We start from the raw sequence: 13416 nt of genomic DNA on the forward strand, positions 1-13416 counted from the left end.
CGCCGGCTGCGTCGATGCCACGTACCCTTCAGCTGAAGACCCCTAACGGTCGGCGAACGAGGCAACGTGGAAAGGCGTGGTTATGTCCGTGAAACTGTTCACCGTCGGTATCGGCCTGGCAGCCATGATGGCCGTGCCGGGCGTAGCAGTCGCTGAAACGCCGAGCGGTCCGCCGTTGACGGTGTTTCACGCGCCGCACCCGCAGGACCCGCCGCCGGCGGCGAACCTGCCGAACCCGGAGCAGCTCACCGGCATCCTGGACAACCTGACCGACCCGCGGGTATCCGCGGAGGTGAAGAGCAGCCTGGTGGCGGGCGGCCTGGAACGGCATCAGACCGACCTGTTGGACCGCGGGCTCCGCAAACTGGACAAGCACCACGGACTGCCGCTGACGTTCACCGCGGCCAACATCACCTCCACCGGGCCCGACACGGTCGATGCGGACATCACCGTCAACGGGCCCACGTTGCCGGCCGCCATCACCAAACCCGTGGAATTCACCGACCAGGACGGCTGGATGCTGTCGCGGAACGGGGCCGACCAGTTGCTGGACGAGATCACCGGCCGGGTGTTCAGCTAACCGCGGTTGAGCCGGGCGAACATCCCCTTCTGCGTCTTGTAGAGCCTGGCGAACTCGGCGAACAGCCGGTCGTATGTGGTGCGGTTGTCGGCCAGCGGTTCGAAGACGCCGTCCAGCGGGATCAGATCGCGCAACTCGTCGCGTTGCAGTTCGCCCATACCGATCCCGGCGAACAGCGCCGCGCCGCGTAACTGCGCGTTCAACGGATCGGCGACCCGCTCGCAGGTGCGGCCGGTGACGTCGGCGATGATCTGACACCACAGGTCCGATCGCGCCCCGCCGCCGATGATCCGGACCGCCCCGGCATTGGGGGCGAAGCGGTCCACGAACTGCAGCAGCCAGCGACTGTTGTAGGCCACCCCCTCGAGTACCGCGCGTACCAGGTCACCGCGGGTGGTGGCCAGCGAGAGGTTGTGGAAGCCGCCACGCGCATGGCGGTCGTCGATCGGGGAGCGTTCGCCCTTGAGCCACGGGGTGAAGATCACGCCGTTGGATCCGGCCGGTGCGCCGGCCGCCAGCGCGGTCAGGGCGTCGTAATCGAGATCGCTGAAAAGTGTGTCGCGCAACCACTCCAGCGCGCGACCGGCGGTGTCCTGCATGTCGACCAGCAGGTACGACGACGGGTCGAGCCCGGCGACGGTGGCCAGCTGATGCAGTGCATCGGTCTTCTTCGACGTCATCGGAGCGCTGATCCACGAGGTGGTGGAGATGGCCAGGTGCAACTCGCCGGGCCGGATGGCACCGGCACCCACGGCGGCGGCGTGCATATCGGTGGTACCGGTGACCACTTGCGCCGCAGGCGATATGCCGAGTTCGGCGGCCACCGCCGGTGTCACCGGGCCGACGATCGATCCGGTCGGCACCAGCGGCGGCAGCTTCGTGCGGTCGACGCCGGATCGGCGCACCAGCACGTCGTCGTAGTCCAGTACGGCCAGCTTCCGGTTATCGGTGAGCCACGAGCCGATCATCGACGCCCGGGACGCCGCGGGTCGCCCGGTGAAACACATGGTCAGGTAGTCCACCGGCTCCAGCAGCCAGCGGGTCTTGGCGAAGACGGCCGGGTCGCCGTGCTGCAGGTACAGCATGTGTCCGACCGGGTCGTCGCCGCTGGGCGACGGGATACCGCCGTTGCGGCGCAACCAGCTCAGCAGCACCCGCGGTCGGTAGCCTGCCACCGGGCCGCCGAATGCCTTGCGGCTGTAGGGCGCTCCGCGGGTGTCCATCCACATCACGCATGGGCCCACCGGACGCCCGTCGACGCCCACCGGCACGGTGCTGGCCCATTGCCCGGTGATCGACACCGCGGCCACCTGTTCGCCGCGCACGCCGCTGTCGGCCAGTCCGCGGCGAGTGGCGTCGCAGATGATCTCCCACCACCGGCTCGCGTCCTGAACCGCCGCGCCGCCCGGCCCGTACTCACTGGTCACCGCGATGTGGTCCGACCACAGCACCGTGCCGTTCAACGACACGAATCCGACCTTGGGGCCGCCGGTGCCGAGGTCTACGGCCAGGACGACGCGGTCCGCTCGGGTCATAGCGGCGGCAGTGACTGCTGAGTGTCGAGCATCTGCTCCATGAAGCCTTCGATGAACTGAGCCGCCTCGTCGGTCATGCCGCCGGGCACGCCGCCGTAAACCGCTGCGCTGACCGGTGTCTCACCGGCCGCGGTCTTGGCTTTGGCGTATTCCACCGCCTCGGCCAGGTCGGCGGCGAACGCCTCGACGACACCGGGCTGGGTCTGCGGCCGGGTGACCGCCATGTGGATGGCGTTGGGGTACTGCTGACCGTTGAACCGCCAGCCCTTGGGTTTCATCGCGTCGGAGATGTGGTAGACGTCGAACTCCTCGGAGCGGAAGCTGAAGCAGAACGTCGGCGATCCGATGATCGTCAACTCTGGGTGACTGCGCACCGCCTCCTGCATCGTCGCCGCCGTCTCGAAGATCGCCTTCGCATAGTTGCGGTAGCCCTCCCGGCCCAGCTGCACCATCGATGCCCATGCGGCTGCGATCAGCCCGCCCGAACGGGAACCCTCGATGCCCGGCGACATGTACTTGCCGCCGGTCCAGTCCGGCAGGAAGAAGTACTGCGCATTGCGGTAGGCCTTGTCGCGGAACATCAGGGTCGACGCGCCCTTCAAGGCGTAGCCGTACTTGTGATTGTCCGCCGAGATGCTGGTGACGCCGGGCACCCGGAAATCAAACAGTGGCACCGCGTCCCCGTAACCGAGTTCGTCGGCGAACGGCAGCACGAAGCCGCCCAGGCAGCCGTCGACGTGCAGGCCCACGCCGCGTTCCAGGGCGATCCTGCCCAGCTCGGGGATCGGGTCGACGGTGCCGTAGCCGTAGTTGCAGGCCGAACCCATGATCGCGATGGTGTTCTCGTCGATGTTGGCGGCGACCCAGTCGACGTCGACCTGGGCGGTCTGCGGGTCGATCGGGGCCTTGCGCAGCTCGATGCCGAACAGGTGGCAGCCCTTATCGAAGGCCGGGTGGCCGGTCTCGGGCTTGATGAAGTTCGGCCGGGTGACACCGCGTTGCTTGGCGGCGTACTCGCGGTAGGCCAGCAGCGCGTGGATGATGCTGCCGGTGCCGCCGGTGGTGATCATCCCGACCGGCTCACCGTCGGTGACGGCGTCGGCGTGCATCAGGTCCAGCGCCATCGCGATCACCTCGCCCTCGAACTTGGTCGCCGACGGGCAGATGTCACGCTGCAGCACGTTCACGTGGGCGAACAGCCCGAACGCCTCGTCGAGGAAGCGGTAGTGCTCGTGGTCGCCGCAGTACATGGTCCCGGACACCTTGCCGGTCTCCCAGGTGGGATCCTCGGCGCGCGCCATCTCCCGCAGTTCCGCGAGCACCTCGTCGCGCGGGCGCCCGTGTTCGGGCAGCGTGCGGTTGACGGTGAAGCGGTCGGTATAGGGAAAGTCGGACATGCGTTCCTTTCTGACTGCATCCCCCGAACGTGCGTAGATGTACAGCAAACACGGCGTGTCGGTGTGCAGACACGCACGGTTGCCCCGGGACGTAGCCCAGAAAGTAATCTAGTGCGTATGGGTGTGGCCGACGACCGTCGCTTCGAGGTACTGCGTGCCATCGTGGCGGACTTCGTCGCCACGAAGGAACCGATCGGCTCCAAGACACTGGTGGAGCGCCACAACCTCGGGGTTTCGCCGGCCACCGTCCGCAACGACATGGCCGTGCTGGAGGCCGAGGGCTACATCGCCCAGCCGCACACCAGCTCCGGGCGGATTCCCACCGAGAAGGGCTACCGGGAGTTCGTCGACCGCATCGACGAAGTCAAACCGCTGTCGGCCGCCGAGCGGCGGGCGATCCTGTCGTTCCTGGACTCCGGCGTCGACCTCGATGACGTGCTGCGCCGTGCGGTACGCACCCTGGCGCAGCTGACCCGCCAGGTGGCGGTCGTGCAGTACCCGACGCTGTCGGTGTCCACGGTGCGGCACCTCGAGGTGATCGCGTTGACCCCGGCCCGGTTGCTGCTGGTGGTCATCACCGACTCGGGTCGGGTGGACCAACGCATCGTCGAACTCGGCGACGCGATCGACGAGCACCAGCTCAGCCAGCTGCGCGAGCTGCTCGGCGCGGCGCTGGAGGGCAAGCGGATCTCGGCTGCCTCCACCGCCGTCGCAGAGCTCGCCGGGCACCTCGACGGGCGCAGCGGGCTGTCGCCCGGCCTGGCGAACGCGGTGGGCCGCTCGGCGACGGTGCTGCTGGAATCGCTGGTCGAACACCGCGAAGAACGCCTGCTGCTGGGCGGCACCGCCAACCTGACCCGCAACGCCGCCGACTTCGGCAACTCGCTGCGGTCGGTGCTGGAAGTCCTCGAGGAGCAGGTCGTGGTGCTGCGGCTGCTCGCCGTGCAGCAAGAGGCCGGTAAAGTCACGGTGCGTATCGGTCACGAGACCGAGGCACAGGAGATGGCCGGCGCGTCGGTGGTGTCCACCGCGTACGGTTCTCAGGGCACCGTGTACGGGGGCATGGGAGTGCTGGGCCCCACCCGGATGGACTATCCGGGAACTATTGCCAGTGTCGCAGCCGTTGCGATGTACATCGGTGAAGTGCTCGGGGCTCGCTGATCTCCGGTCGGTAGAAGTTGGGAAGGTTCACGGGTGGCACGCGACTATTACGGACTGCTGGGCGTCGATAAGGACGCCAGCGACACCGAGCTGAAGCGCGCATATCGCAAGCTGGCGCGCACCTATCACCCCGACGTCAACCCCGACGAGGAAGCGCAAGCCAAGTTCAAGGAGATCAGCGCCGCCTACGAGGTGCTGTCCGACCCGGAGAAGCGCCGCATCGTCGACCTCGGCGGTGACCCGCTGGAAGGCGGCGGCGGCAACGGCTTCGGAGGTTTCGGCGGCGCTGCGGGCTTCGGCGGCCTCGGGGACGTGTTCGAAGCGTTCTTCGGCGGTGGTGCGTCCTCCCGCGGGCCGGTCGGGCGGGTCCGGCCGGGCTCGGATTCGCTGCTGCGGATGCGCCTGGACCTCACCGAATGCGCGACCGGTGTGACCAAACGTGTCACCGTCGACACCGCGGTGCTCTGCGACCGCTGCCAGGGCCGCGGGACCCACGGGGACTCCCAGCCCGTCTCGTGTGACACCTGCCATGGCCGCGGCGAGGTGCAGAGCATGCAGCGCTCCCTGCTGGGCCAGGTGATGACGTCGCGGCCGTGCCCGACCTGCCGCGGCGTCGGCGAGGTGATCCCGGACCCGTGCCACCAGTGCGGTGGTGACGGCCGGGTGCGTTCGCGTCGTGAGATCAGCGTCAAGATCCCGGCCGGTGTCGGCGAGAACATGCGCGTCCGGTTGGCGGCCCAGGGCGAGGTCGGGCCCGGCGGGGGACCTGCCGGTGACCTCTACGTCGAGGTGCACGAACAGCCCCATGACGTCTTCGAACGTGACGGGGACGACCTGCACTGCCAGATCTCGGTCCCCATGGTCGACGCGGCACTGGGCACCGCGGTGGTGGTCGACGCCATCCTCGACGGCGCCACCGAGATCACCGTCCCGGCGGGCACCCAGCCGGGGTCGACCATCGTGCTGCGCGGCCACGGCATGCCGCAGGTGCGGACCGGGGTCCGCGGTGATCTCTACGCCCACATCGAGGTGGTCGTGCCGGATCGCCTGGACAGCCACGACACCGAACTGCTGCAGAAGTTCAAGCAGCATCGCGAGCGTGAAGTCGCCGAGGTCCGCTCGACGCGAGCCCCGGCCAGCGGGGGACTGTTCAGCCGGCTGCGCGAAACCTTCACCGGCCGCTGAGCAGCGGTGGCGGGTCTCTTCTACGTCGAGGCGCTGCCCGAAGTGGGCGCGCCGGTAGCGGTCGGCGGCGACGCCGGCTTCCACGCCGCCACGGTGCGACGGATCCGGCCCGGGGAGCAGTTGACCTTGGGTGACGGGGCCGGGGTGATCGCCCAGTGCGAGGTCGAGGAGGTCGACCGCGGCGGGCTGCGCGCCCGGGTGCTCGAGCGTCGTGAGGTGGAGCCACCGTCGCCGCCCGTCACCGTCGTGCAGGCGCTACCGAAATCGGAGCGCTCCGAGTTGGCGATCGAACTGGCCACCGAGGCCGGCGCCGACGCCTTCGTGGCCTGGCAGGCCGAGCGTTGCGTGGCCCGGTGGGACGGTGCGCGCGCCGACAAAGGCTTGCGGCGCTGGCAGGCGGTAGCCCGGGCGGCGGCCGGGCAGTCCCGTCGGGCGCATATTCCGCCGGTGGACGGCGTGCTGGCCGGTACCGCGCTGGCGGCATGGGTCGGTGAACGGGTGGCCGGCGGCACGACGGTGCTGGTGTTGCACGACGCGGCCGGAGCGGGGTTGCCGGATGTGTCGGGAGCAGCGGCGTTGGCGCTGATCGTCGGGCCGGAGGGCGGTATCACCGCGTCGGAGTTGGCGGCGCTGACCGAGGCCGGGGCCGTCGCCGCCCGGCTGGGGCCGACGGTGCTGCGCACGTCGACGGCCGCGGCCGTGGCATTGGGCGCGCTGGGCGTTCTGACGCCGCGCTGGGGGAGTCGCTGACGGTTTCGCGGCCACTTCCGTCACTGGTTTCACGGGTGTCACTGTGGTTGTTGAGCTGCGGGTTTGTCCGGGATTCCTGTCGGGGGTCGACGCTAGAGTTAGCACATGCGTTCGAACCGTTGGCAGGAGCTGCAGCAGGCTCTCGATGCGTTGGACGCTGATCTGGATCGGGCGCTGGACTGTGATGTCGACGGGCTGACGCCCCGGGAGTGCTTGGCTTTACTGCGGCGCTGCGAGATGCTGCGGCGGCGGTTGCCGGCGTTGGAGCATCCGATGGTGAACCGGGTTGCCGCCGCAGACCCGGTCGAGATCGGTGGGAAACCCCGCTGGGTCCTGGCCGACCGACTGCACATCCTGCGCGGGGACGCCGGCCGCCGCATCGCAGATGCCGCGGAACTCGGGCCGCGCCGCGCCATGACCGGCGAGCCCCTGGACCCGGTGATGCCACACCTGGCCGCCGCGCAACGCGATGGCCGCGTCGGGGCCGAGCACATCGCGGTGATCCGCTCCTTCTTCCACTACCTGCCCGCCGGCACCGACCCCGGCACTCTCGCGCAGGCCGAGGAACACCTGGCGGGCCTGGCGCGACGAAACCGCCCCGACGAACTCGCCAGATGCGCGAACCGGGTTGCCGATCACCTGCATCCCGACGGCAACTTCACCGATGAGGACCGGGCCCGGCGCCGCGGGATCGTGCTGGGTCCGCAGGGCCGCGACGGTATGACCCCGATCAAAGGATTCCTCGACCCCCAGGCTCGGGCGACCTGGGACGCGGTGATGGCTCGCTGGGCCGCACCGGGAATGTGCAACCCCGCCGATCCCACCCCCTGCACCAGTGGTACACCCAGCCAAGAGGCTATCCAAGGCGATACCCGCGGTGCCCCGCAACGTCATCACGACGCCCTGACTGCGATGGGCCGTTATCTGCTGTCCTGCGGGGAACTCGGGCAGCACAACGGGTTACCGGCCACCATCGTTGTCTCCACCACCCTGGCCGAATTGGAGGCCGGCAACGGCACTGCCCATGCCGGCGGCGGCTCCCGGTTGCCCATGACCGATGTGATCGCGATGGCGTCGCACGCCCACCACTACCTACGCATCTATTCCGGGGCCAAAGAGCTGGCCCTGTTTCACACCAAACGGCTGGCGTCACCGGCGCAGCGCATCGTGCTGTATGCCAAGGAGCGCGGGTGTGGGCATCCGAATTGCACGGTGTCGGGGTACTGCTGTGAGGTCCACCATGACGAGGACTATGCGATCACGCATCGCACCGACATCCACGAGTTGAGCCTGCGCTGCGGCCCGCACCATCAACTGATCACCACCGGCGGCTGGCGAACCCGCAAACGCACCGACGGCGTCACCGAAACCGTTCCGCCGCCGGATCGCGACCACGGCCAACCTCGCATCAACTACTACCATCACCCGGAAAAGCTATTGCAGGACAGTGATTCCGGTGACGGGGACGACGATGGAGATTAGGCGTTCGGCGCTGACCATCGGGGACGGCTACGCGGTGTATCGCGGTCCGGTGGCTGACGGCCCGATTCATCGGCACGGTGCGTTCCAGATCGTGGCGGCCGGTCGAGGCCGGGTAGCCATGGTGGATCCCGCCGGAACCCGTCATCGGGCGGCCGCCCTGGTGGTGTCGCCGATGGCGCCCCACCGCATCCTCGCCGTGCCGGATCTGGTCACCTACTTCATCGAACCGCACTGCCGATATGCCGACCTGCTGCGGCGGTGCTACCACCCCGGTATCGCCGCAGCGCCAGAGTTGGGCGAACTCGGGGAGCCGGAAGTTGCCGCCGCTTGCCGCGGGCGGTCTCAGCAGCTCGATCCCCGTCTGGTGACAGTCCTGGCCCTGCTTGCCGATGACAGTATCCCGATGGCGAACCTGGCTGCTGCGGTACGCCTTTCGCCGCAGCGGCTGCGGGCGCTCGCCCGGCGGGACCTCGGGATGCCGCTCACGCGCTGGCGGGTCTGGTCGAGGCTGCGCCGAGCGGTGGAAGCCGCGCAATCGGGTATGCCGCCGGCCGAGGCCGCGACTGCTGCCGGGTTCGCCGACCAAGCTCATTTCGCCCGGCAGATGCGGGAGATGATGGGCCTGACACCGACGGTCGTACTGCGGGGATTGGGAGATCAGGGTTTGCGGGCGACATAGACCGACAGCGATCCGGTGACGGTCGCCACCACCTCGACCTCGCGGACATCGGTGAAACCGGCCGCGGTGATCAGTTCCGGCAGAACGCCGTCGGCGTTGGGCTGGGTGTCGGTTTTGCCGTCGGCGAATTGAACGATCCGAAACGCCAGACGCATCAACGCGGTCCGCTGCAACCCGTAGTCCGCGATCACCAGTCGGCCGCCCGGGCGCAGCACCGCGAACATCGACGCCAAGATCGCACTCTTGACGGCCAGCGGGCACTGGTGCAACACCAGGCTGGAGATCACCGCATCGACCGACCCTGTCCCGACGGAATCCACCAGCCGGTCGCCCATCCCGGACAGCCAGCGCACCCGGCCGTCGCGATCCTTCCCGCGTGCCACCGCCAAGACCTCGGGATCGGGGTCCATGCCCACGATCTGCGCTCCCGGTTCGGCCGCGGCAGCCAACAGTGCCAGCGAACCGGTGCCGCAGCCCACGTCGAGGATCATCTCGCCGGACTGCGGGGCCAGGTGCTCGATGGTCAGACCGCGCCAGCGCCGCTCGCGCGTCATCGCGACCACGACATCGAAGAATCGGGCCGGCGCCAGGCGGCCCAGGGCGGGGGTGAACGCGTTCTCGCTCATACCGGCCAGTCTCCGCGGTGCGAGCAAGCCCGGTCTTGAACGAACCGCTCGCCGCAGACGAGGCGGTAGACTCAAGCGTCCGACTCGTTGCCGCCACGCGGCATAAAAATCCCCAGGAAGCAGGCATCGGAAGCGCCGTGACGCCCCGCGATACCCCCGCTGCCGGGCCGGCCTCGCAGGTTCGCAGCAGCATCGATGTTCCGTCCGACCTGATCGTGGGCCTGTTGGGTTCCGCTGACGAGAATCTGCGTGCGCTCGAACGGCTGCTCTCCGCCGACCTGCACGTGCGCGGCAATTCGGTCACCTGCACCGGCGCGCCCGCCGACGTCGCCCTGGCCGAACGGGTGCTCTCCGAACTGGTGGCCATCGTGGCCGGCGGGCAGTCCCTGACCCCCGAAATCGTGCGGCACAGCGTCGGCATGCTGGTGGGCACCGGCAACGAGTCGCCGGCCGAAGTCCTCACCCTCGACATCCTGTCGCGGCGGGGCAAGACCATCCGGCCCAAGACGCTCAACCAGAAGCGTTACGTCGACGCCATCGACGCGCACACCATCGTGTTCGGTATCGGTCCGGCCGGCACCGGCAAGACCTACCTGGCGATGGCCAAGGCGGTCAGCGCATTGCAGTCCAAGCAGGTCACCCGGATCATCCTGACCCGGCCGGCGGTGGAGGCCGGGGAGCGGCTGGGTTTTCTGCCCGGCACCTTGAGCGAGAAGATCGACCCGTACCTGCGGCCGCTGTATGACGCCCTGCACGACATGATGGATCCCGAGTTGATCCCCAAACTGATGAGTTCCGGGGTGATCGAGGTGGCCCCGCTGGCCTACATGCGCGGTCGGACCCTCAACGATGCGTTCATCATCCTCGACGAGGCGCAGAACACCACCGCCGAACAGATGAAGATGTTCCTCACCCGCCTGGGATTCGGTGCCAAGATCGTCGTCACCGGCGACGTCACCCAGATCGACCTGCCCGGTGGCGCGAGATCCGGGCTGCGGGCCGCCGTCGACATTCTCGACGACGTCGACGACATCTATGTCGCCGAGCTGACCAGCGTCGACGTCGTGCGCCACCGACTGGTCTCGGAGATCGTCGACGCCTACGCACGCCACGAGTCCGAACAAACCCAGCCGGGACTCGCGATGAACCGCGCAGCGCGGCGCGCAACGCAGGGAAGGTCGCGCCGATGAGCATCGAGGTGTCCAACGAGTCCGGACTCGATGTCTCCGAGGTCGAGCTGATCAGCGTCGCCAAGTTCGTGCTGGCGAAGCTGGACGTCAACCCCGGCGCCGAACTGTCGATGGTGTTGCTGGACACCGACGCGATGGCCGACCTGCACATGCGCTGGATGGACCTGCCCGGTCCCACCGACGTCATGAGCTTCCCGATGGACGAACTGGAGCCCGGCGGTCGCCCGGATGCGCCCGAACCCGGGCCGTCGATGCTCGGCGATATCGCGCTGTGCCCGCAGTTCGCCGCCGAACAGGCCGCCGCGGCCGGACATTCGCTCGGCCAGGAACTCGCGCTGCTCACCGTCCACGGCGTTCTGCACCTGCTCGGCTACGACCATGCCGAGCCGGACGAGGAAAAAGAGATGTTCGCGCTGCAGCGCCGACTGCTCGAGGAGTGGGTGGCCGACCAGGTGGAGGCCTATCGGGCCGAGACCCAGAGCGAAAAGGACCGCCGACTGCTGGACAAGTCCCGGTACTTCGACGAGCTGTGACGTCGACACCGCTGCTACTCAGCGTCATCGCGCTGATCGGTCTCGGCGGATTGTTCGCCGCGATCGACGCCGCGGTCTCCACGGTGTCGCCGGCGCGGGTGGAGGAATTGGTCCGGGCGAAGCGACCCGGCGCGGTGTGGCTGGTCAAGCTGATGGCCGAACGGCCCCGCTACATCAACCTGGTGGTGCTGCTGCGTATCACCTGCGAGATCACCGCCACCGCACTGCTGGTGTATCTGCTGCACGCCGTGCTCGGCTTGGACTGGGGTCTGTTCGCGGCCGCCGCGGTCATGGTGGTGGTCAGCTTCGTGGTGATCGGGGTGGGGCCGCGCACGCTCGGCCGGCAGAACGCCTACTCCATCGCCCTGGCCTCCGCGCTTCCGCTGCAGGTTCTTTCGGTGCTGCTGGCACCGATCAGCCGGGTGCTGGTGGTATTGGGCAACGCACTGACTCCGGGACGCGGCTTCCGTAACGGGCCGTTCGCCTCCGAAGTCGAATTGCGGGAGGTGGTCGATCTCGCGCAGCAGCGCGGTGTGGTGGCGGCCGACGAACGGCGGATGATCCAGTCGGTCTTCGAACTCTCCGACACGCCGGCCCGTGAAGTGATGGTTCCCCGCACCGAGATGGTGTGGATCGAACACGACAAGACCGCCGGGCAGGCCACGTCGCTGGCGGTGCGCAGCGGGCACTCCCGTATCCCGGTGATCGGCGAGAACGTCGACGACATCCTCGGTGTCGTCTACCTGAAAGACCTTGTCCAACAAACCTATTATTCGACCAACGGGGGGCGCGACACCACGGTCGCGCAGGTGATGCGGCCCGCGGTCTTCATGCCCGACTCCAAAGCGCTCGACGCGCTGCTGGCCGACATGCAGCGCAGCCGTTACCACATGGCGCTGCTGGTCGATGAATACGGCGCGATCGCCGGCCTGGTCACCATCGAAGACGTGCTGGAGGAGATCGTCGGCGAGATCGCCGACGAATACGACCAGGGCGAAGTGGCCCCGGTACAGGATCTGGGCGACAACAGGTTTCGGGTATCGGCACGGTTGCCTATCGAGGATGTCGGGGAACTCTACGGGGTGGAGTTCGACGAGGGCCTCGACGTCGAAACGGTCGGGGGACTCTTGGCGTTGGAGCTGGGCAGGGTTCCGCTGCCCGGTGCCGAGGTAGTGTCACACGGACTGCGATTGCGGGCCGAGGGCAGTCGGCAGGGGCGCGGACGGGTGCGCATCAGAACCATCCTGGTCACCCCGGTCGAGCCCGACGACGAGGAGGCGGCAGATGCGCAGTGAGCAGCGGGGTGGGCGGGTGTCCGACCTGCACCCATTGCGGGAGAACACGCGCAGACTCGCGCTGAATACACGTTCGGTGAAAGGTGCCTCGTGACGCAGTCCCCGTCTGAGTTCCATTCCGGATTCGTCTGTTTCGTCGGACGACCCAACACCGGAAAGTCCACCCTGACCAATGCCCTGGTCGGTCAGAAGGTGGCGATCACGTCCAACCGGCCGCAGACTACCCGGCACACGATCCGCGGAATCGTGCACCGCGACGACTTCCAGATCATCCTGGTCGACACCCCCGGGCTACACCGGCCCCGGACGCTGCTGGGTAAGCGGCTGAACGAGTTGGTCAAGGACACCTACTCGGAGGTCGACGTGATCGGCCTGTGCATCCCCGCCGACGAGGCCATCGGTCCCGGCGACCGCTGGATCATCGAGCAGATCCGGGCGGTGGCCCCCCGAACCAAGTTGATCGTGATCGTCACGAAGATCGACAAGACTTCTCGGGACAAGGTCGCCGCACAGTTGGTGGCGGTCGGCGAGCTGGCGCCGGAGGCCGAGATCGTCCCGGTATCGGCGGTCAGCGGTGAGCAGGTCGACGTGCTGATCGGGGTGCTGGCCGCCGCGTTGCCGGTCGGGCCCGCTTTCTACCCGGACGGCGAGCTGACCGACGAACCCGAAGAGACCCTGATGGCCGAATTCATCAGGGAGGCCGCTCTCGAGGGCGTGCGCGACGAACTGCCGCACTCGCTGGCCGTGGTCATCGAGGAGGTCCGGCAGCGCGAAGACCGTGAGGACCTCATCGAGGTCTACGCGTTGCTCTACGTCGAACGCGACAGTCAGAAGGGGATCGTGATCGGCCGCGGCGGGGCCAGGTTGCGCGAGGTGGGCACCGCCGCCCGGACCCAGATCGAAAAACTGTTGGGCACCAAGGTGTTCCTCGATCTGCGGGTCAAGGTGGCGAAGAACTGGCAGCGTGATCCCAAACAGCTCGGCCGGCTGGGGTTCTAGGCAT

The 13416-nt window shown here is 68.1% G+C and carries 13 protein-coding genes; 10 read left to right on the forward strand and 3 right to left on the reverse strand.

The window, feature by feature from the left end; translation table 11 throughout:
* The first annotated feature begins 82 nt into the window (after positions 1-82).
* Positions 83-580, forward strand: coding sequence for an MTB12 family secreted protein (locus tag RCP38_RS06860; RefSeq protein WP_308476370.1), 498 nt, complete (start codon positions 83-85; stop codon positions 578-580).
* On the opposite strand, the gene RCP38_RS06865 is transcribed toward RCP38_RS06860, so the two are convergent.
* On the reverse strand, positions 577-2115 hold the full coding sequence (locus RCP38_RS06865) for a xylulokinase (RefSeq protein WP_308476371.1): 1539 nt from the start codon (positions 2113-2115) through the stop codon (positions 577-579). The genes RCP38_RS06860 and RCP38_RS06865 overlap by 4 nt on opposite strands.
* The gene (locus RCP38_RS06870) at positions 2112-3512 is read right to left on the reverse strand and encodes a pyridoxal phosphate-dependent decarboxylase family protein (protein WP_308476372.1); all 1401 of its coding nucleotides are present in this window, start codon (positions 3510-3512) and stop codon (positions 2112-2114) included. Before RCP38_RS06870 ends, RCP38_RS06865 begins: the two co-directional genes overlap by 4 nt.
* 117 nt (positions 3513-3629) lie before the next feature.
* Between RCP38_RS06870 and hrcA the strand changes: the two genes are divergently transcribed.
* The 5 genes from hrcA to RCP38_RS06895 all read left to right on the forward strand — a co-directional run bounded on the left by hrcA (position 3630) and on the right by RCP38_RS06895 (position 8769).
* Positions 3630-4673, forward strand: coding sequence for a heat-inducible transcriptional repressor HrcA (gene hrcA, locus RCP38_RS06875; protein ID WP_308476373.1), 1044 nt, complete (start codon positions 3630-3632; stop codon positions 4671-4673).
* A 33-nt stretch (positions 4674-4706) separates the two neighbouring features.
* Positions 4707-5858, forward strand: a complete 1152-nt coding sequence (dnaJ, locus tag RCP38_RS06880) for a molecular chaperone DnaJ (protein WP_308476374.1) — start codon at positions 4707-4709, stop codon at positions 5856-5858.
* Positions 5859-5864: 6 nt separating this feature from the next.
* The gene (locus RCP38_RS06885) at positions 5865-6608 is read left to right on the forward strand and encodes a 16S rRNA (uracil(1498)-N(3))-methyltransferase (protein ID WP_308476375.1); all 744 of its coding nucleotides are present in this window, start codon (positions 5865-5867) and stop codon (positions 6606-6608) included.
* A 105-nt stretch (positions 6609-6713) separates the two neighbouring features.
* A complete protein-coding gene (locus RCP38_RS06890) occupies positions 6714-8090 on the forward strand; it encodes an HNH endonuclease signature motif containing protein (RefSeq protein WP_308476376.1) in 1377 nt (458 codons plus the stop codon).
* Positions 8065-8769 (forward strand): AraC family transcriptional regulator, encoded by a 705-nt coding sequence (locus RCP38_RS06895; protein ID WP_308476377.1) that lies wholly within the window; start codon positions 8065-8067, stop codon positions 8767-8769. Before RCP38_RS06890 ends, RCP38_RS06895 begins: the two co-directional genes overlap by 26 nt.
* Here the strand turns inward: RCP38_RS06895 and RCP38_RS06900 are convergent.
* Complete coding sequence (locus tag RCP38_RS06900) at positions 8748-9395, reverse strand: class I SAM-dependent methyltransferase (RefSeq protein WP_308476378.1); 648 nt, start codon at positions 9393-9395, stop codon at positions 8748-8750. The genes RCP38_RS06895 and RCP38_RS06900 overlap by 22 nt on opposite strands.
* Positions 9396-9532: 137 nt before the next feature.
* Between RCP38_RS06900 and RCP38_RS06905 the strand changes: the two genes are divergently transcribed.
* The 4 genes from RCP38_RS06905 (at position 9533) to era (ending at position 13412) form a co-directional block, all read left to right on the forward strand.
* Positions 9533-10585 carry a PhoH family protein gene (locus RCP38_RS06905; protein WP_308476379.1) on the forward strand — a complete coding sequence of 351 codons (1053 nt, stop codon included), beginning with the start codon at positions 9533-9535 and terminating at the stop codon, positions 10583-10585.
* On the forward strand, positions 10582-11118 hold the full coding sequence (gene ybeY / locus RCP38_RS06910) for an rRNA maturation RNase YbeY (RefSeq protein WP_308476380.1): 537 nt from the start codon (positions 10582-10584) through the stop codon (positions 11116-11118). The genes RCP38_RS06905 and ybeY overlap by 4 nt, the downstream gene beginning before the upstream one ends.
* Entirely contained in the window at positions 11115-12413 is a 1299-nt protein-coding gene (locus tag RCP38_RS06915; protein ID WP_308476381.1) for a hemolysin family protein, read from the forward strand. The genes ybeY and RCP38_RS06915 overlap by 4 nt, the downstream gene beginning before the upstream one ends.
* Positions 12414-12503: 90 nt before the next feature.
* Positions 12504-13412 (forward strand): GTPase Era, encoded by a 909-nt coding sequence (era, locus tag RCP38_RS06920; RefSeq protein ID WP_308476382.1) that lies wholly within the window; start codon positions 12504-12506, stop codon positions 13410-13412.
* Positions 13413-13416 lie beyond the last annotated feature (4 nt).

Source organism: Mycolicibacter sp. MU0083 (assembly GCF_963378075.1).
Classification (GTDB): Bacteria; Actinomycetota; Actinomycetes; order Mycobacteriales; family Mycobacteriaceae; genus Mycobacterium; species Mycobacterium kokjensenii.

Coding starts and splice junctions, on each gene's coding strand:
- hrcA (WP_308476373.1), top strand. CDS start 3,630: ATGGGTGTGGCCGACGACCGTCGCTTCGAGGTACTGCGTGCCATCGTG.
- ybeY (WP_308476380.1), top strand. CDS start 10,582: ATGAGCATCGAGGTGTCCAACGAGTCCGGACTCGATGTCTCCGAGGTC.
- RCP38_RS06865 (WP_308476371.1), bottom strand. CDS start 2,115: ATGACCCGAGCGGACCGCGTCGTCCTGGCCGTAGACCTCGGCACCGGC.
- RCP38_RS06860 (WP_308476370.1), top strand. CDS start 83: ATGTCCGTGAAACTGTTCACCGTCGGTATCGGCCTGGCAGCCATGATG.
- RCP38_RS06870 (WP_308476372.1), bottom strand. CDS start 3,512: ATGTCCGACTTTCCCTATACCGACCGCTTCACCGTCAACCGCACGCTG.
- RCP38_RS06890 (WP_308476376.1), top strand. CDS start 6,714: ATGCGTTCGAACCGTTGGCAGGAGCTGCAGCAGGCTCTCGATGCGTTG.
- RCP38_RS06900 (WP_308476378.1), bottom strand. CDS start 9,395: ATGAGCGAGAACGCGTTCACCCCCGCCCTGGGCCGCCTGGCGCCGGCC.